Annotated in this window: 17 protein-coding genes; 6 read left to right on the top strand and 11 right to left on the bottom strand. The window is 44.6% G+C overall.

The window, feature by feature from the left end; translation table 11 throughout:
• Window positions 1-129: 129 nt before the first annotated feature.
• Complete coding sequence (locus R7Q47_RS07745) at window positions 130-678, bottom strand: GNAT family N-acetyltransferase (RefSeq protein ID WP_005376525.1); 549 nt, start codon at window positions 676-678, stop codon at window positions 130-132.
• A gap of 273 nt (window positions 679-951) precedes the next feature.
• Here R7Q47_RS07745 and R7Q47_RS07740 point away from each other — a divergent pair, with 273 nt between their 5' ends.
• Entirely contained in the window at window positions 952-2,076 is a 1,125-nt protein-coding gene (locus R7Q47_RS07740) for an acyl-CoA desaturase (RefSeq protein WP_017821552.1), read from the top strand.
• 359 nt (window positions 2,077-2,435) lie between these two features.
• On the top strand, window positions 2,436-3,803 hold the full coding sequence (dcuC, locus tag R7Q47_RS07735; RefSeq protein WP_005376528.1) for an anaerobic C4-dicarboxylate transporter DcuC: 1,368 nt from the start codon (window positions 2,436-2,438) through the stop codon (window positions 3,801-3,803).
• Between the two features lie 102 nt (window positions 3,804-3,905).
• Here dcuC and R7Q47_RS07730 read toward each other — a convergent pair whose 3' ends face one another.
• Entirely contained in the window at window positions 3,906-4,262 is a 357-nt protein-coding gene (locus R7Q47_RS07730) for a hypothetical protein (protein WP_005376535.1), read from the bottom strand.
• Window positions 4,263-4,838: 576 nt separating this feature from the next.
• Here R7Q47_RS07730 and R7Q47_RS07725 point away from each other — a divergent pair.
• The 4 genes from R7Q47_RS07725 to R7Q47_RS07710 all read left to right on the top strand — a co-directional run bounded on the left by R7Q47_RS07725 (window position 4,839) and on the right by R7Q47_RS07710 (window position 8,914).
• A complete protein-coding gene (locus R7Q47_RS07725; RefSeq protein WP_005388232.1) occupies window positions 4,839-6,071 on the top strand; it encodes an OFA family MFS transporter in 1,233 nt (410 codons plus the stop codon).
• 67 nt (window positions 6,072-6,138) lie between these two features.
• A complete protein-coding gene (locus R7Q47_RS07720) occupies window positions 6,139-7,752 on the top strand; it encodes a VRR-NUC domain-containing protein (RefSeq protein ID WP_248486376.1) in 1,614 nt (537 codons plus the stop codon).
• Between the two features lie 163 nt (window positions 7,753-7,915).
• On the top strand, window positions 7,916-8,563 hold the full coding sequence (locus tag R7Q47_RS07715; protein ID WP_248486378.1) for an AcfA family outer membrane beta-barrel protein: 648 nt from the start codon (window positions 7,916-7,918) through the stop codon (window positions 8,561-8,563).
• A 15-nt stretch (window positions 8,564-8,578) separates the two neighbouring features.
• On the top strand, window positions 8,579-8,914 hold the full coding sequence (locus R7Q47_RS07710; RefSeq protein WP_017635355.1) for a YgiW/YdeI family stress tolerance OB fold protein: 336 nt from the start codon (window positions 8,579-8,581) through the stop codon (window positions 8,912-8,914).
• Between the two features lie 80 nt (window positions 8,915-8,994).
• Here the strand turns inward: R7Q47_RS07710 and yegS are convergent, their stop codons facing one another.
• The 9 genes from yegS to R7Q47_RS07665 form a co-directional block, all read right to left on the bottom strand.
• Entirely contained in the window at window positions 8,995-9,897 is a 903-nt protein-coding gene (gene yegS, locus R7Q47_RS07705) for a lipid kinase YegS (protein WP_154204310.1), read from the bottom strand.
• An 8-nt stretch (window positions 9,898-9,905) separates the two neighbouring features.
• Complete coding sequence (locus R7Q47_RS07700) at window positions 9,906-10,811, bottom strand: LysR family transcriptional regulator (RefSeq protein WP_005376541.1); 906 nt, start codon at window positions 10,809-10,811, stop codon at window positions 9,906-9,908.
• 172 nt (window positions 10,812-10,983) lie between these two features.
• Window positions 10,984-11,409: a bifunctional diaminohydroxyphosphoribosylaminopyrimidine deaminase/5-amino-6-(5-phosphoribosylamino)uracil reductase RibD gene (locus R7Q47_RS07695; protein WP_132937209.1), complete on the bottom strand. Its 426-nt coding sequence runs from the start codon at window positions 11,407-11,409 to the stop codon at window positions 10,984-10,986.
• Window positions 11,410-11,458: 49 nt separating this feature from the next.
• Window positions 11,459-12,760 carry a BatD family protein gene (locus tag R7Q47_RS07690; RefSeq protein WP_248486381.1) on the bottom strand — a complete coding sequence of 434 codons (1,302 nt, stop codon included), beginning with the start codon at window positions 12,758-12,760 and terminating at the stop codon, window positions 11,459-11,461.
• On the bottom strand, window positions 12,757-14,487 hold the full coding sequence (locus tag R7Q47_RS07685; protein WP_248486383.1) for a vWA domain-containing protein: 1,731 nt from the start codon (window positions 14,485-14,487) through the stop codon (window positions 12,757-12,759). The genes R7Q47_RS07690 and R7Q47_RS07685 overlap by 4 nt, the downstream gene beginning before the upstream one ends.
• Window positions 14,480-15,556, bottom strand: a complete 1,077-nt coding sequence (locus tag R7Q47_RS07680) for a VWA domain-containing protein (RefSeq protein ID WP_318088859.1) — start codon at window positions 15,554-15,556, stop codon at window positions 14,480-14,482. The genes R7Q47_RS07685 and R7Q47_RS07680 overlap by 8 nt, the downstream gene beginning before the upstream one ends.
• Entirely contained in the window at window positions 15,549-16,127 is a 579-nt protein-coding gene (locus R7Q47_RS07675; RefSeq protein WP_017635361.1) for a DUF4381 domain-containing protein, read from the bottom strand. Before R7Q47_RS07675 ends, R7Q47_RS07680 begins: the two co-directional genes overlap by 8 nt.
• Entirely contained in the window at window positions 16,128-17,090 is a 963-nt protein-coding gene (locus R7Q47_RS07670) for a DUF58 domain-containing protein (RefSeq protein WP_248486384.1), read from the bottom strand. It lies immediately after the preceding gene.
• Window positions 17,091-17,102: 12 nt separating this feature from the next.
• Complete coding sequence (locus tag R7Q47_RS07665; RefSeq protein ID WP_005376549.1) at window positions 17,103-18,086, bottom strand: AAA family ATPase; 984 nt, start codon at window positions 18,084-18,086, stop codon at window positions 17,103-17,105.
• Window positions 18,087-18,150 lie beyond the last annotated feature (64 nt).

The following is an 18,150-nucleotide window of genomic DNA, read 5'->3' as shown; positions in this document are numbered from 1 at the left end:
TTAGCATGAGTAGTTTTACAGGCAAAGCCGAAACGGATGATAACCACCTACTGAAGTAGGTGGTTTAGGGCTGAAAACAAAAAAGAGCAGTGTTGAGACTGCTCTTATCTAATGTTTTAGAACGCTAGGTTAGGAGTAAATCACGTTTTCCTCAATCCCACTAACTAATGACTGGGCGTTCTTCCAACGGAATACTTTTTCTAACACCTCTTTGCCATCAGGTGCGCGCCAAGTTCGCTCTTGATCCTCTTGTCCACCAATGTGGCGATAGAATTCAATCGCAGAAATGTTTTGCGACACAACTTCTAAATAAAGACCTGTGTCTTTAAAGTACTGCTGTTGCCATTCTGCGACAGCAAGTAATAGCTGCTTACCAATCCCACGACCACGGTAACTGTCATCAACATGCAATGCGTCAATAAAGGTTCCACGCTCGAAATCATGGTTGCCGAACACACAAACAAAGCCAAGTAGCAAACCTCCCTCCTCCGCCAAGACAATGTGCTGATTGAATGGTGGGTTGGTCAAACGGGTTTGCCAAATCAGTAGTTTGTCGTCAATCGCTTCTTTCTCAAGATAGTTATCACTAAGAATGCCACGGTAATGACGCTTCCAGCTATCCGCATGAAGATGCGCAATGCGCTCGTAGTCCTTATATTCCGCTAATCGTAAATCCATTACGTATTCCTATTTTCTTACATTTTTGCTTCTGTTTATAGAGTCTCGGTATATTCCACCTTTATAACACTTGTTTCTTGGCAGATTTTATACACCTTAAGCCAGAGCTCGCTTTTTAATACTACTCATTATTCAATTAAAAGCAAAATATCCCATCAAGTTCCTTAATCTACACCCAAAGGAATAGTCACATTTGTCTAACTTTAATTTGACTTACATGTGTACGCTGATATTCTGGCGAACAGTTGTTAGCTCAAAGTTAGGGATACATCTGTGACTCAAAACAAACCACCTGTTATCTGGTTGAATACATTAATATTTTCTGCCAGTTTTGTTCTGACTTTTATTGTAATGCCTTGGTATGCATATCATTTTGGACTAGGTTGGGAACATCTAATTTGGGGAGTGATTGCATTTAGTTTTACTAACCTTTCTATTACAGCAGGCTATCATCGTCTCTGGAGCCACAAAACGTACGAAGCTCATCCTATTTTGCGCGCCATTTTTGCGATTGGAGGAGCATTTTCTTTGCAAAATAGTGCATTACATTGGTCTTCTGATCATCGTGTGCATCACAAACATGTCGACAATAACGATAAAGATCCGTACTCAGCCAAGCGGGGTTTTTGGTATTCTCACATTGGGTGGATGTTACGTGATTACAATAAATCAAAGGAAAACGAATATACAAACTGCCGTGACCTAAAGCGCGACAAAATCGTCATGTGGCAGCATAAGTATTATGTTCCACTTGCCCTACTGACTAATATTGGTTTCCCAGTCATGCTCGGACTGATCTACGGTGATATCTGGGGGATGTTATTGGTCGTTGGTGCGGCTCGACTCTTTATGAGTCACCATACGACTTTTTTCATTAACTCCCTCGCACATATTTGGGGTAAGCAAACTTTCACAGACAAAAACACTGCTCGCGATAATGGTGTACTCGCCTTTTTCACATTTGGAGAGGGTTACCATAATTTCCATCATATTTTCGAGAATGACTATCGCAATGGCGTGTATTGGTGGCATTACGACCCAACGAAGTGGTTGATAAAGTCATGTTCTTGGCTAGGACTCACATCTAAGTTGCGCACAACGCCTACATTTAGAATTGAAAAAGCCCGTGCGAGTCAACTTTTGAAGAAAGCAAGAGAAAAGCTAGAATCGAAACCGAATACGCAAACGATCCTCGATCAACTACAGCACGAGTTTGATACTCTAGTTCATCACATGCAGGAATACTACGAGATGCGCAAAGAAGTACTCGGTGCCAAAACTGCCAGTGTGGTAAAAAAATACGAATGTTCTGTAACGAAAATGAAGTACCAGCAAATTAAAGCAGAGTTCGAACGGCAGCAACGTAGTTGGAACCTTATGGTTCGTCGATACGCATAGTTTATCCTCATTCTTACGATTACTTAGCTTCGCTTCCGCGAAGCTTTTTTGTTGTGAAGAGTGTTTTCCAATAATTGCTTATTGAGTAAAGTCTTTTTCCTATTGTGAATCAATTCACTCATTATTCATTCACTTTCCTAGTCATATTTTCCTTCCTATAAATAGCTTCAAACCAGCATATAACACTTAGAAAACCAAATTCCAACAATACAATCTAACGAAATTATTTATTAAATTATTATTTGTCTCAGATCATGCAAGCCCCATATTTGTCTCGTGCCACAGCTAAGAATTCTGTAAATTCCTTGTCATAAACTGAAACAGTTTCTTTCTTTTTTACATAACATTCGGAGATCCCTATGTTAGAGCTCTTAATTGGCTTAGTGGTTACCATTGCGGTGGGTTACTTTATTGTCAAAGGCTATAAAGCTGCGGGCGTGTTACTGACAGCTGGTATTGCTTTACTTCTTATGACTGGCGTTTTGGGGCACGACGTGCTGCCGTCAAAAATCACCTCAACTGGTAACATGGTGACAGATGCGCTTGAATACGTGAAATACATGCTTCAATACCGCGGTGGCGGTCTTGGTATGCAAATCATGCTGCTTTGTGGTTTTGCGTCATACATGACTCATATCGGCGCGAACAACGTGGTAGTGAAACAGTTCTCTAAACCGCTTTCTGTCATCAAGTCTCCTTACGTCCTTTTGGTAGCGGCTTACATTGTGGCGTGTTTAATGTCTCTTGCGGTAAGTTCTGCAACAGGCCTTGGCGTACTATTAATGGCGACACTATTCCCTATGATGGTCGCGATGGGCATTTCTCGTCCAGCAGCCGTTGCAGTGTGTGCCTCTCCAGCGGCAATCATCCTTTCTCCTACTTCTGGTGATGTTGTTATCGCAGCAGAAAAGTCTGGTTTAGAGCTTGATGTGTTTGCGGTACAAACTGTGTTGCCTGTTTCTATTTGCGCAATCATCGTCATGGCAGCGGCAGCGTTCTTCTGGAACAAATACTTAGATAAGAAAGAAAATACGCCAATGGAAAAAATTGATGTATCAGAGATCAAAGCTGACGCACCAGCGTTTTATGCAGCTCTTCCATTTCTACCTATCATCGGCGTTTTCCTATTCAACGGTCGTACCATTCCAGGACTTAGTCTAGACATCTACACTATTGTGGTTGGTTCGATTTTCCTTGGAGCTCTGATCCATTATGTTGTAAATAAGTTCGATGGTAAGAAATCACTAGAAGATTTAGATTCTTGTTACGCAGGCATGGCTGACGCGTTCAAAGGCGTTGTGATGCTTTTGGTTGCCGCAGGGGTTTTTGCACAAGGTCTGATGTCTATCGGTGCTATCGATAACCTACTTCATCTAGCAGATAATGCTGGTGCAGGCGGCGTTGCTTTAATGCTTATTCTAACTGCATTGACAGTTGCAGCAGCAATTGCAACGGGTTCGGGTAACGCGCCTTTCTATGCGTTCGTGGAGTTAGCACCATCTTTAGCTGCTAAAATGGGATTAAACCCTGCGTTCCTAATTATCCCGATGCTTCAAGCATCAAACCTAGGCCGTACTATCTCACCAGTATCTGGCGTAATCGTTGCGACATCAGGTATGGCAAACATCAGCCCGTTTGAGGTTGTAAAACGCACATCCGTTCCAGTTCTAGCAGGCCTTATCACGGTGATTATTGGTACTATGGTGCTTGTTCCAATGAGTGCCTAACGGTATTGCCACGATCAAACTAAAAGCAATATCCGAACAAAATTACGTTTAATTAAAAACGCCAGCAAATGTGCTGGCGTTTTTTTATTCTAATGTGATGATTTACGCTGACTTAAATCGGTCAGGAATCTTAGTGATGCTCTCTCTGTAGCTAAACCATAAGTAGGTAACGGCAAGCGAAAAGAATAAATATGAAAGTGCGAATACGATTGGAGACGTGATTAATTCCGCGGACATTCCCCACATCACACCGACTACGGTTATCGTCAACTTAGAAAGCATACCGCAAATGAGTAGGAATAAAGCAAGCTGTGGAAAGCGCGAGCTGCGAAATGCGAAGAAATAACAGCTCCCTACCGCTAAAGAAGCAATGGATAAGCCCAACATAAATGAATGGATGTGGTCTGCTGATGCGATACCAGCGGATACCGAAGCCATGAGTAATAGGAACAGTTTCATAAGTCACCTCACAACAAATCTAAAAAGCATCCCTTCATAAATGAAAACTCATTTTTCACTATATTTTGCGCCTAAAATCAGCAATTACAAGTTACTTTTTTGCTCACTTAATGAACACAAAAGCTAATCAGCTTCAATTATTACAAAAGGTTAACAATTAAAAATTAAGAAACCCTTTGCATCTGATACTTACGACCGTCAGATGATAAATTCGCCATTTTTGTTACAGATGGTTAACATGGAAACATTTTGAAATTTTTTATTTGAAATGTGAACTGTGCACTCAACAGCGTAAAACCTCTCTGTCTTGACTCATCATTCGTTATTAGCGAACAAAAAATATCACTTTTTTACAACGTTCTTACTACATACAAAACCATGAATTCACATCCACTTTTAATGTTGCAAATTATTTTATCAGTAACCGTAAAAAGAGATTCCAATCACATATTTATTGGTTATAATCCGCGCTCATTGCGTTAAACGTTGAAAAACGCAAACTAATTTTGAGAAAAAACATCTTTAAACCAACCTTCTTTGCGGCATTGCCAATAAGAGGAAAAACTGAGAATAAAAATGAGCAAGATTGATAAAGCTATGCGCATCCTGTTAGCAGGGTTCTGTATCAACCTTTGTCTTGGCATCCTGTATGCTTGGAGTGTATTCAACAAGGCACTGGTAACTGAATCAGGCTGGAGTGCTGCAGAAGCTTCTGCACCTTACGCAACTGCAACCATCACTTTCTCTATCTGTCTTCTTATTGCAGGTATTCTTCAAGACCGCATGGGCCCTCGAATGATCCTTATCCTAGGTACTGTTCTTACAGGTCTGGGCATGATCGCTTCTGGCTTTGTGAACTCTCCACTCATGCTGAACATTACATTCGGCGTGATCACAGGTGCAGGTATCGGTTTTGGTTACGCATGCCTATCACCTTCTGCGATGAAGTGGTTCCACGCTTCGAAGAAAGGTATGGTTAACGGCATTATTGCGGCAGGTTTTGGTCTAGCGGCTATTTACCTTGCGCCAGTAACTTCTGCGCTAATAGACAGCATGGGCATTCAAACTAGCTTTATGGTTCTTGGTGTTGGTATCCTAGCGATTGCAGTTCCTCTTGCAGCAACCATCAACAACCCACCAGCAGACTACACACCTGCGGAGCCTAAAGTAAAAGAAGGCCAAGCACCTAAAGCGGTGAAAAAGTCAGATGACTTAACTTGGAAAGCAATGTTGAAAACGCCACAGTTCTACTCTCTATGGATCATGTACGCGTTTGCAGCTTCTGTTGGTCTAATGATCATTGGTAACATCACGACAATCGCAAGCGTTCAAGCAAACTTGCCAAACGCGGTTTACCTAGCGTCTATTCTTGCTGTATTTAACTCTGGCGGTCGTGTTGCCGCGGGTATGCTTGCAGATAAAATCGGCGGTGTTCGTACGCTTCTACTCGCGTTCGTTCTACAAGGCGTAAACATGGTGCTGTTCGCGACGTTCGACTCTGAGTTTACACTGATCATCGGTACAGCAATCGCAGCGGTAGGTTACGGCACACTTCTAGCGGTATTCCCTACTCTAACGGCTGAGTTCTACGGTCTGAAAAACTACGGCACTAACTACGGCGTGCTTTACACAGCATGGGGTATCGGTGGTGCAATCGGCGCAGCGGTTGTTGGTTTCTCGATGACAAATGGCGACGGCTACACCTTGGCTTACACAATTTCTTCAGCAATGATGGCAGTATGTATCGTACTAGCGTTCATCACTAAGCCATTGTCTGAAGCGAAAGTAGCACAGCTAAAAAACGCATAATTGCGAATAGATTTGATAGCGAAAAGGCTTAACCTATGGGTTAAGCCTTTTTTGTTATCGGTCGTTTATGGAAAGCCCTATCGAACTTGCACCAGACTACTATCTAGAGAACTTCTTCAAGCTGACTCATCACGCAATAACTTGGTACAGCGATTTACTGACCAAGGAAGAACACGCATGGCTTTGCTCGTTTGATTCTTTGAGCAAACACGCCCAGTGCCTTTTGGTGCGTTTATACAGCCGAAAGGGATGTTGGTTTCGAAGTGATAAGCTGAGTTATCCAGAAATACCTTCTATCAATGAAGCACTGGCAGAATTGAGTCAACATGAGTTTGTAGCCCTTTCCCCACCCCTTTCTCATCAAGAGTTAGCGGCTAATTTACTGACCAAGCCAGAAATCTCCACGCTTTATCCCGAACTGCCGAAATCACTCAAGAAAGACGCCCTTGTCGAACGTTTGAGTAATGCGGAATTTGATCGTATAGAGCGGCTTGAGTTTACGATCGTCAAACTCAATTCAGCTCATATGATCGACGTGTTGCTCACTCTGTTTTTTGCCAACACCCATCAAGACTTAAGTCAGTTTGTGCTTGATGACTTAGGTTTGCATCAGTTCGAGCAATATCAATTGAGTAAAGTGCGCCGTTTCTTTGATTCACGTGAGCAAATAGACCGTTTAATTGAACTGAGCCAGTTGGCCAACCTGTACTGGCAATTTGACCGAAAAGACAAAGCCAATCTCGACTTATTAATTGAGGCAATGCCTCAGCCCGTTAAACACCGTTACGTAGATCGTAAACGCGAGCACATGTTGAATGACATAGCACGTGATTACGAACGGCTTAATGATCTAGAGACCGCCCTATATCTATTTGGCCAAACTCAACTCACACCGAGCCGAGAACGACGCGCACGTATCTATGACAAATTAAACCATGATGATTTATTTTGTGACATTGTCACAGATATGCTTAACTCACCGATCGATGTGTCTGAGATCGAAGTTGCACAAAAACTTGAGCAACGGTTAAAACGAAAACAAGGCGAGAAAGTGCCAAGAGTGACGAAGCCAACCTGTACGGAATACCGCCTTGAACTGGATTTATCTCAACAGAGAGTCGAACTCGCCAGCAAAGCGTATTTTGAGTCCTTAGGCTGGACTGTATTTTACGCCGAAAATGCACTGCTTAATGCATTACTTGGTCTCACTTTTTGGGATGCGATTTTTGCTCCTATTGAAGGGGCATTCATTAACGCTTATCAACACCGTCCTTTAGATTTATATCACTCGGATTTTGTTACCAAGCGCCAAGCTTTGATAGATGCGGCGTTTGACGAATTGGAAACGGGTAACACTAATACTTTATTGACAAAGTACGATGAGAAGTTTGGTATCAGCAATCCATTTGTGCATTGGAGCTTAATAAGTAAAGAACTACTCGAAACAGCACTCGATACAATCCCAACTAACATGTTGATGGCGCTATTTAAAATACAATTGAGTGACCTAAAGCTTTACCGCAATGGGATGCCTGATCTGATTGCTTTTAAAGGAAACGAGTTCGAATGGATTGAAGTAAAAGGCCCAGGAGATAAACTCCAAGACAACCAATGGCGTTGGATTAAAGAGTTTACTCGCCTTAATGTGCCATTTGCGGTGTGTTACGTCGCCGCAAGTTAACGATCTTTATACAAAGAGCTTGGCGCATGTTCATTAAAACAATTTCTTTTTTACCGCACCTTGCTCTTTTTCTGGAATATTTTCGTTTCTTCACGATCACTTCACGCTTCATCACACACAATGCGCTTCTACTCATTAAGTTGATTTGAAGAGGCAAAATAAAATGAACAAAACCATTCTTGCGTTACTCGTTACCTGCTCAGTTTCGGTATCTGCGGCTCCTTATGTAGGTCTGGAATATGGACTAGGCACCACTGACCATGACTTGGAACCTCACTTTTCATCTGAAAATGTAACGCTTAATCCAGAACTTGAGGATGGTATCTTCTCAGGTTTTATCGGTTACTCGTTTAATGACAATTGGGCAATTGAGCTAGGTTACAGCCAGTTTGACCTTGATGACGGCCGTTCTAAGAACCTTGGTATCAAGACAATTAATGGCAAAGATTACCATCATGAAATGGATTGGGATGCCTCTATCACAGCCAAACAAGTCTCGCTAGCACCAGTGTTTAGCTATGCGTTAAGTGATAAATGGACAACAAAATTCAAAGCGGGTTTAACTTACACACAATACGACGCCAAGGTTGCTCAACATCAAGAATATGAGCTTGTCGCGAATGACGATGTGGAAATAAGCAACACGCTTTTCCATAGCTCGGAGAAAAGCAACGAGTTAGGCGCAATGTTCTCTGTGGGCGCGGAATACCAAGTGTTGCCAAAGCTCACCATAGGTGTAAACGCAAAATACCAACTAGACAGCTACGCAAACACTGCATCCTTTAATGTAGGCACAACTTATTACTTCTAATATCAGGAGAGGATAATGAAAAGAGTATTGTTAACATCCATGCTTGCCCTACTTTCAAGCTCGGCTTTCGCCGCGTTTAATGGCCCAGAAGTCAGTGCAATCAATACGGTGAAAGAGGCGCGCAACGCAACCGACGACAGCGCTGTAGTGCTAACCGGGCATATTGTTCAATCATTTGGTAACGAGACTTACTTGTTCAAAGACAACACTGGTGAAATCGAAGTAGAGATCGACAACGAAGATTGGATGGGTCAAGAAGTGACACCAAAAGATACCGTAATGATTCGAGGAGAGGTTGACTCAGATTGGACAACTACGCAGATAGACGTTGAGACCATTCAAAAACGTTAAGAAGTTGACGATACCTCAACACAAGCAACACAGCCACATTTTAGTGGCTGTGTTAAGCAATAATCATGGAAAACGCTCGTTTAGCTAGTCAAGCAAGGACAATCTTGCGGTACGACTAATCGTATACTCTTAGGCTGAACATCAAATCTAATGGTTCTCGAATGATAGGGTTCTCCATCTAAATTAAGAGGTAATGGATTCGGGAAGTCTATCTCCAACCAGCTTGCTCTTGTGTACTTCACAAACTCTCCTTTCTCACTCGGGTTATTGATCTCGTCGATTACTTTAGGCAGCTCATGAGGTAAAAATGGGCGCACCAATGTTAGATCCATCAGCCCATCATTAATCATCGCTTTTGGAGCTAACTCTTGCCCACCTCCAGCAAGGCGCCCATTACAAAACGCACCGAGCAACATTTCTCCCTGATACGCACCACCTTCAATCGTTATTGTTCCGTCATATGGTTTAAAGCCAAGTGCTTTTACAACACCAGTTAGCGTGTAAGCTCCACCGCCAAGAAAGTTTTTGAGTTCAACAGGCGTTTCTGCTGTAACTTCTGCGCCAAACCCTGCTGTTGCCACGTTAATAAAGCAGCGATCGTTCGCTTTGACGCAATCGACCAAAGCGGACTGCCCCTCAACAGCAAGAGATAAAGACGCCTTAATGGAATTAGGTACTTGAATAGCGGTAGCAAAGTCATTGGCGGTACCAAGGGGAATAATGGCTAACTCAGGGCGTTTTTCTTCGTCAATTTGAATAACCGCAGAAGCCGCCTCATTGACGGTTCCATCGCCACCAGCGACAACAATACGTTCAATGCCTTCATCAACCGCTTCTTTCACTAGCCGCGGCATGTCTTGAGATTCCCACGTCACACGCACCTGTACGTCGATGCCTTTTTCTCTCATTTTCATGATTGCATCTCTTAACTCTGAATTCCCAGCTTTTTTTCCGTTAAGGATGGCACGTATTGTCTTTTTCATTGCACTTCCTATTGGTTGATGACTTTTCCTGCTTGCTTAATCTGTGAACGCAACCACTGATGGGCGCTGTCGTTTGTGCGACTAGGATGCCAGATTGTACAAAGCTCATACATTTGTTCATCAAATGGCATTGATAAAGATTTAACATGATAGGTGTTATTGAACAAGTTGATCATCGACTCTGGCATTAAACCAATGTATTCACTACCACAAATAATTGGGAGCATTTCTAGTACGCCTGAGGCTCGATACTTAATCTTTCTCTTATCCAAGTCGACAATGTCATCTGCGTTTAACAAGCTCTTACGACTCTGCCACTGCGAAACCACTACGTGTTCTTCTTCAAAAAATTGTTCAGCCGTAATCTCGTCATTCAGGCGTGGATGCGCTTCGCTACATACCACCACCAAACGCTCCGTAAGTACAGTTTCCAGTTTTAGCACCGTTCTTGCTCTTGGTGTGATATCAATGATCAAATCGTATCGTTGTAACCGCAGATCACTTTCAAAATCTTCCGTAAAAAGCGGATGCACTTCTAATGCAACATTTGGCGCCGACACACGGATTTGTTTCATGACTTGAGGTAGCAACTCAAAACTTGCAACGGACACACAGGCAATAGAAAACACTCTATTCGACACTTTAGGGTCAAACTCACTAGAGGCCGATAATGTCGAAGTGAAATTTTGTACTGAAGCAAGAAGAGCAGGATAAATATCCATCGCAAACGAGGTAGGCTCGACACCTTTAACGCAACGATGAAACAATGGATCATCGTAGATATCACGTAGCCTTGCTAGCGCTTTACTCACCGCAGGCTGGGTGATGTTTAAACGCGCCGCCGCCCGAGACAAGTTACGCTCTTCATAGATGGCAGTGAAAATGGGGATAAGATTAAGATCGGTCGGTTTCATGCTATTAAATTTTTCAAAAGTCACTTTCTCTATTTTAATCTAACAGCATGATCCTTCACGTAGCCAAGTGCAATAAATGGGCGGTATCGCTTGTTTTAATGAGTTTTAACTCAATTTTGACGCACTTCATTCACTACATAAACTGGCACCGTAGTGCAACGTAAAGCTTGACTTAGGCTTTGCCTAGGTAAGGGGTAAGAAACTCGCTGACTTCCTCGCCGCATAAACCAGTTTCTACCTCTATACCTGCTTGTTTTAGAATCTCGATACCTCGACCACTGTTGCGTGGGTCGGGGTCCAATATGGCTACGACGACTTTGCTTATGCCGGATTTGACTAATGTCACCGCGCAAGCTGGCGTGCGACCAACAAACGAACACGGTTCCAGCGTAACGTATGCCGTCACCGATTCTAACGAGCCTTGATAGGCATTCAGCGCTTCCACTTCCGCGTGATTGCCACCAATCGCTTGAGTATGACCTTCAGAAACGATTTGATTGTCTCTCACTAACACGCAGCCAACCGGCGGGTTGGGTTGACATTCAGGAAGCGCATTTTTGGACACTTCCAATGCGCGGCGCATAAACTCTTGGCTCATTTGAACTCTATTCTTTAATAAAAACGAGGCGCTATATTAGCGCCCCGTTTTATTCATTGCCATCTCTTCCAATGACTTTGTCCAATTCTGGTAACGCTCGCGGAATACGGAATTTAAAGCGCTTTTGTTTGGTTTGGATTTTGCGCCACATCGACTTCAGTAAATGAGCGCTATTTTCACCATTTTGCATTCGCGACGCACTTTTTTGCCACGATTCACTCGTATCGGCTTTGGTCATTTCTAGCTCGGCCGTATTTAAACGCAATTGTTTGTACAATATGGTCCTTGCTTCAGACCAACGTTTAGCCTTTAACAAACGGTGGAACGTCAGCCATGCTGGTGTCGGTCTGTTGCGGTAGTAACGTTTAATGGCTACCAATGAAATAATCACAAAACCCAGAAATACAAGCGTGGATACAATCCATGCAAAGTACGTTTTGATGAAGGATTTCAACGTGTGCTTCGCAGCAAATGTTTTGCCCTCTAACACCACCGTTTCCACTTGTTGAGTATTACTGTTCCACCAACGGAACTCATAATCTGGCAGGGTTAATTCACCACCTTGTTGAATCACGTACACACTCTCTTCTGTGCGTGTTGACTGGTAGTCACCACGTGTTTGCGTATCTGTAAGACGGTGCGGTTGAGGATACGCTTGGTAACGGGTTGTTGATTCTCCTTTCAACAAGTCTGGTAGCAACACAGATAGCGAATCATGAGCCAAAATGGTGATTTTACGCGTGATTGCATCCCCAACTTTGAGTGACTCAGTGGAGGTTTCCCACTCTTGTTTTACGTCTACGTGCGTTGCAGAAAACCAAGGCGTATCACCGCTCAACAATCCCGATGGCAAGACAGTTTTGAACTTAATCGGCTGCGTATAAAGTGTGCCTGACACCTTCTCGCCATCCGGCGCCGACACCTGAACGCCCACAGCGACAGGTGGAATCACAAAATCACCAGATGCTTGTGGATACAAAGTCACTTCCCAGCGTTGACGCGACCAAGTTTGTCCCTCTTTTTGCTCAGTAAAGTTGGTTGCTAGTTGATTACGCTGTTTGGCGATAACATTGGGTATTTCAATATTGCCAATTCTCGTACCACCCGTAAACCAACGCGGCGTTGCCACTTCGATGGTTAAAATAACTTGCTCATTGACGCTAAAACTTGGTGTTTTACGCTTCTCTCCAGCCGTTGGTTGTTTGCCAACCCACGCTTGTAACTCAACACCATGCTCTCGTTGAACGTCACGAATATCTTGAGCCAACACACTACTGCTCAGGAGGAAACCGAAACAGATAACTAACCACAAGGGTAAAGCAAAGGGCGTAAAACGGTGGCTTTTCATCATTGCACCGCCTCCTCTGTATTTTCGTTCGCAGTAGAGGTTGATTCTCCGGTTTCTATTGAACGCAATTGAATCTGAAACTTCGCATTTAAGAAGTATTTAGGATCCGCTTCGACTCGCTTTAACCATTTGTCGGCTAATTCTTGGCTACCTAAGATGTCGTCTGCACTTAACGTCTCTTTAATCATCAACTCCGCTGACGTTTTTTCATCCGCCCCTTCTGCGGTTTGAGGGTTATCGCCTAGCTCGGTTGATGCTTCTTGCTCCGTTCCTGCCTGACTCTCACTCATCCGGTTGATGTCCTCTACAATACCACCAATCACTTTCAAGTTATGCTCAACATCCGGTCTTAGCCTCTCGCTTAACGTTGGCTTGTTGGCTAGGGATTTTAACAAGTCACGTGCAGCCAAATATTCACGCTGACGCGCCAATGCACTCGCCGCATTATAAAGACCGTAATCTCGAACCTCTTCGGACGGGTCGTTTTGCATTTCCAAAAACGCACTGTGGGCGAGTTCAAACTCGCTAGCGTAGTAGTACGCCGTCCCTTTGCGTAATGGATCGACAAAGTGTTTTGCAGCTTCTAAATACGCTTGTTGGTTGAACAAACGCTGTCCTTGTTGGTCTGGCGTCAGCCACAAATCCCACCACCATTGCGCCACCTTGTCGAAAGCCGTCACTTTTTGCACAACTTGTGGCTGCTCGGCTTTAACAGAAATGTTCTCCGCCATTGCACTGGTCGGCATCAACAGTGTACCGCTCACCATCGCAATCACACACCATTGCACTAACCACCCTTTTCTAAACCACAGCATCATGATCAGCGCGATTGGGAACAGAAGTTGATACCCCATGTCTTTCCAAGGCATTGAAGATTCGCCATTAAGCTGCATATTGCGCTCAACGTATCGATTCAGTTGCTCGATATCACTATTATCGACGGTCACTTCCACCAATCGACCGTTAGCCTGACTAGCCAGTTCTTGTAGAGAATCCAAATCCATTGGGTTGTTACTCACAATGTCAGCATTCCCTGCCGCAAGAATTAACAGTTGATAAGATTTGCCCGAGAAATACGCTTGGTATTGCTCAATCGTGGCTGGATTAACGCCATCACTCACCAACAGAACGGTAGAGCCTGGTTGACCTTGCAATTGTTGGTCAATTAACGGCAAGGCTTTTTCGGCAAGCTTACCTTGCACGGGCATAATTTCTGGCGTAATGGCCGCCAAAAACGGGTCAAATACTTTACTGTCTTGAGTTATAGGCATCGCGACATGAGCACTGCCCGCAAACACGACTAACCCCGTTTTTCCGCCTTTTCGCACGGCTAGCAAATCGCGTATTTTCTGTTTGGAACGCTCAAGGCGGCTTGGTGGGAGATCTTTTTGCAGCATCGATTCGCTGTTATCAAGCACCACAAGCAGAGAGGCTTGATCTTCGCCAAAGGGAGAAGATTCTCGTTGCCACGTTGGGCCTGCACAAATCACAATGGCGATGAACACAATCAGCATCAAGAGCTTAAGCGGCAGTTGCTTACGCCAACCTCGCTCACCTATCGTCAAAGCATTGCGTAAATGTTCGGGCAGAATATCCTTCCAGCTTGGCTTGCTTTCTTCTCGCCAGCGTAACCACACCAAGAAAAACATGGGGACCAAAGCCAGTAACCACAGTGGTCGAATAAAATGAAACTGCGTAAAGAATTGCGTCCAACTAAGAGAATCAAACATCGCTCTCTCCTAATGATGATCGTGTAACAGCCCTTCTTTTGAGTGTTGCGACGCTGAACGCGAGCAAATGCATGATGACCACTAACGCCATCAAGTAATGATGAAGGCTTTGTTTTGGGCGGTATGTGGTGCTTTCGTAAAGTTGAGGTTCCAGTTTGCCAATTTCGTCGTAGGCAGCCGATAGTTCATCACGGTTGAGTGCTTCAAACGCTTCACCGCCGGATTCTTTCGCAATGCGATGAATCGTGTCCATATCCAACGCGGTTTCACCTATCGTTTCCGGATCGCCCATCGCAATGACGTGTACTCGCACGCCTTTGGCTTTCGCAACTTTCGCCGCATCAATCGGTTCAACAAAACTGCCCGTGTCGTTACCATCGGTTAATACAATCGCGACTTTTTCACGGTTTTGATCTTGTTCTAAAGCACCACGCGACTTATCGCTTTGCTCAAAAACTTTAATCGCTAAGCCAATCGCATCACCAAGATGGGTACTCTGCCCTGCCATTGCCACATCGGTTTGGTTAAGCAGTTCGAGCCACACTTTTTGGTCTGCGGTAAATGGCGTTTGCACGAAAGCAGCATCACCAAAAAGCACCAAGCCTAATCGGTCACCTTTACGAGACTGAACAAACTCCGACAGCACTTCTTTTGCCGCATCAAGACGAGAAATTTTTTCGCCTGTACGTGAGGTGAAATCTGGCTCGGCCATGGAGCCCGAAAGATCCACCACCACCATCACATCGCGCCCTAAACTCTCGCGAACTTGAGGCTCGCCTAATACGGTGGGTTTTGCCATCGCACACACCACCAAAAGCCATGAGAGAATTAACGTTGCTCGTTGCCACCAACTCGGGATCAACTGGCTTGCACCTTCTGATGGCGTCTCGCCAATCGCTTCCACCAGCTGACTAAAAAACGGCACTTTGATCGCCATTTGCTTAGTGCGATATGCAGGCACCAAGTAGTACACCACCAACGGCAAGGGCAAGGGCAAAACCAGAAACCACATTGGGTGAGCAAATTCAAAACCAGACAAACCAGTTATCGATGCAAGAAGATCATTCATGTTGACCTCCCTGATGTGCTTTGCGTTTCAATCGTGGTGATTTATTTGCCGCGCTTTTTTGAGCATCACAACGGTGCTCACTCACCCAGTTTTTCGCACGAGCAATAAGCGTTACTCGCTCTTCGTTGGTTAGCGTAACGCTTGGGTCAACAATACTTTGTAGCCAGCACTTTGAAAGCTCATCGTTAAAAACCATTTGCGAGTTTGCTTGAGAGTCTCTGGTTTGCGGATACAGCGCATCGAGCTTGCGCAGAAAGGCGGTATCAAACAATTTCGCGTTGCGGCTATCAATATGAATCAGCACTATTTTAAGCACAGAGAACAATACTTTTGGCATGTCTTTGTCGCTCGGGTTGATTTGCGAAATCGCCAGTAGAGCTTCTTTTCGGTAACGATTATGCCACCATTGCCGAGCCAAGCGATATGCGAAATATACCAATGCAATGAACGCAACCGCCGCTAAAATTTTCCAGCCAATAGTTTGCGGGTACCAACTCACGCTAGATGGTACGGCCACATCATGCAGCTCTCTGAGTATGTAGGTACTTGGAGGTGTAGGAAGATCACTCATTTAACGCCCTCCTACCAGTTTTTGGAATTGTTTAATGTGCTCACCTGTCGTATCGAGTTCGATGTGCGGAAGGTGTTTCATCGCCATAAGTTGAGAGAGTGATTGACGCTGTAAGCTAGTTCGAGCCTCAAGCTTTGCGCTCGCAGCTTCTACCTTTGCTTTGCTGTCTAAATTGAGTTGATACTGCCCATCACCAACCACCCATTTCGATTTTGCCAAATCGTCTGGTAGCGCTTGTTCTAATGGGTCACTGACCATCACTGCAAGAACATCGTTGTGCTGTTGTAGCTGTTTAAGGTGATCAAGGTGGTGCTCCTCGCAGTCGCTCCAGTCGCTGATAAAAATCAAAGTGGATTGCTTGGGCTTCATGCGTTTAATAAGCTCAATCCATTGACTGAACGTTACTTTTTCGGAATTGCAGGAGTCCACATTGAGCGATTGATTGGCTTTAGCGAGACGTTTAAGTTGCGCCAGAAGATCGTTTTGCGAACGCTGTGCCTTGCTGTGAAACAACGCCTGCGGGGATGCGATGACAAAACCGACTCGGTCGCCATCTTTTAATACTCGCCACCCACACATCGCTGCGATCTCTGCCGCGACAACTGATTTCATTACTTGCGTCGAAGCAAAAAACATTGTGCTTCTCTGGTCGACACACACGATTACGTTGCGATCTTTTTCTTCTGTATAGCTGCGCACGTGCGGCTTACCTGTACGCATCGTAACTTTCCAATCAAGGTTACGAATATCGTCACCCAATTGGTAATGGCGCAGCTCTTCGAAGTTCAATCCACGACCGCGAAACAACGAATTGTGTCGGCCAGAGAGTACGCTACCCGCTTTTAGATGAGGAAGTAAACTGAATGATTCTGCTTGTGCTTGCAGACGTACTAAACGAGCATAATCGCAGTACAAACGGGGATCCATCCCCTGTGATTTTGGCGCAAGAGTTGGCTTAGCCATAATGCCTCCCACTTACCCAATTTCTACACAATCTAGCAGCTCTTGTACGACTCGTTGATGATCGACCCCATCTGCCAGTGCATCGTAGGTCAAAGAAAAACGGTGGCCCAATACAGACGGAACCATGGCACGCACATCGTCAGGAGTCACATGGTCACGTCCTTGCATCCACGCATACGCACGAGCGCATTTGTCGAGTGCGATGGAAGCACGAGGACTAGAGCCAATCTCAATCCATTTTGCTAAGTTTGAATCGGCATAACGCTCTGGCTTACGAGTCGCCATCACTAACGCAACGATGTAGTTTTCCACTAGGTCCGATACCACGATGTTTGGTAACTGACGGCGCGCTTCTAGCACCACGTCTGGCTCGATGTGTTTTGGCGTAATAATTTCGCTGCTGGTTTCCGCACCCAATTCTTCACTGCGCACCAAACGAATGATGTCACGTTCGGCGTCATCTTCTGGATAATCGACGGTAACCTTCATGATAAAGCGGTCCATTTGCGCTTCTGGCAGCGGGTACGTGCCCTCTTGCTCTACAGGGTTTTGCGTTGCAAGCACCATAAATAAGTCTGGCAATACGTGAGTTTTATCGCCTACTGTGATTGTGCCTTCGGCCATGGCTTCAAGCAGTGCCGCTTGTACTTTGGCTGGTGCACGGTTGACCTCATCAGCAAGTACAATGCTGTTAAAAATTGGCCCTGGCTGAAAATGGAGTTGCGGCTTACCATCCAGCTCTTGATAAACCTCAGTACCCGTCACGTCAGATGGTAAAAGATCCGGCGTAAACTGGATTCGACCAAAACTGGTGTTTAACAAGTTCGCCAACGATTTTACGGAACGTGTTTTTGCCGTTCCCGGTAAACCTTCTAGCAGAATATGCCCATTTGTTAATAACCCGATGACTAAAGCTCGAACCACGTGGCTTTGTCCAATGACGCTTTTTTCTGTTTGTTCGATGAGTTCTTTTATCGCTTGTTGTGCGTGGTTCATAGGATACCTTTTCAATGGTTTAAGCCGTCTTTTCGATAGTTAAGTATAAGAACAAATGAAATAA

It is taken from the genome of Vibrio sp. Vb0349 (assembly GCF_033338975.1).
The sequence above is the reverse complement of the archived record's forward strand: the minus strand, read 5'-3'. Positions and strand labels throughout refer to the sequence as shown.

Excerpts from the sequence above, each read along its gene's own strand:
- R7Q47_RS07745 (WP_005376525.1), bottom strand. The coding sequence starts at position 678 with ATGGATTTACGATTAGCGGAATATAAGGACTACGAGCGCATTGCGCAT.
- dcuC (WP_005376528.1), top strand. The coding sequence starts at position 2,436 with ATGTTAGAGCTCTTAATTGGCTTAGTGGTTACCATTGCGGTGGGTTAC.
- R7Q47_RS07730 (WP_005376535.1), bottom strand. The coding sequence starts at position 4,262 with ATGAAACTGTTCCTATTACTCATGGCTTCGGTATCCGCTGGTATCGCA.
- R7Q47_RS07725 (WP_005388232.1), top strand. The coding sequence starts at position 4,839 with ATGAGCAAGATTGATAAAGCTATGCGCATCCTGTTAGCAGGGTTCTGT.
- R7Q47_RS07720 (WP_248486376.1), top strand. The coding sequence starts at position 6,139 with ATGGAAAGCCCTATCGAACTTGCACCAGACTACTATCTAGAGAACTTC.
- R7Q47_RS07715 (WP_248486378.1), top strand. The coding sequence starts at position 7,916 with ATGAACAAAACCATTCTTGCGTTACTCGTTACCTGCTCAGTTTCGGTA.
- R7Q47_RS07710 (WP_017635355.1), top strand. The coding sequence starts at position 8,579 with ATGAAAAGAGTATTGTTAACATCCATGCTTGCCCTACTTTCAAGCTCG.
- yegS (WP_154204310.1), bottom strand. The coding sequence starts at position 9,897 with ATGAAAAAGACAATACGTGCCATCCTTAACGGAAAAAAAGCTGGGAAT.
- R7Q47_RS07700 (WP_005376541.1), bottom strand. The coding sequence starts at position 10,811 with ATGAAACCGACCGATCTTAATCTTATCCCCATTTTCACTGCCATCTAT.
- R7Q47_RS07695 (WP_132937209.1), bottom strand. The coding sequence starts at position 11,409 with ATGAGCCAAGAGTTTATGCGCCGCGCATTGGAAGTGTCCAAAAATGCG.
- R7Q47_RS07690 (WP_248486381.1), bottom strand. The coding sequence starts at position 12,760 with ATGATGAAAAGCCACCGTTTTACGCCCTTTGCTTTACCCTTGTGGTTA.
- R7Q47_RS07685 (WP_248486383.1), bottom strand. The coding sequence starts at position 14,487 with ATGTTTGATTCTCTTAGTTGGACGCAATTCTTTACGCAGTTTCATTTT.
- R7Q47_RS07680 (WP_318088859.1), bottom strand. The coding sequence starts at position 15,556 with ATGAATGATCTTCTTGCATCGATAACTGGTTTGTCTGGTTTTGAATTT.
- R7Q47_RS07675 (WP_017635361.1), bottom strand. The coding sequence starts at position 16,127 with ATGAGTGATCTTCCTACACCTCCAAGTACCTACATACTCAGAGAGCTG.
- R7Q47_RS07670 (WP_248486384.1), bottom strand. The coding sequence starts at position 17,090 with ATGGCTAAGCCAACTCTTGCGCCAAAATCACAGGGGATGGATCCCCGT.
- R7Q47_RS07665 (WP_005376549.1), bottom strand. The coding sequence starts at position 18,086 with ATGAACCACGCACAACAAGCGATAAAAGAACTCATCGAACAAACAGAA.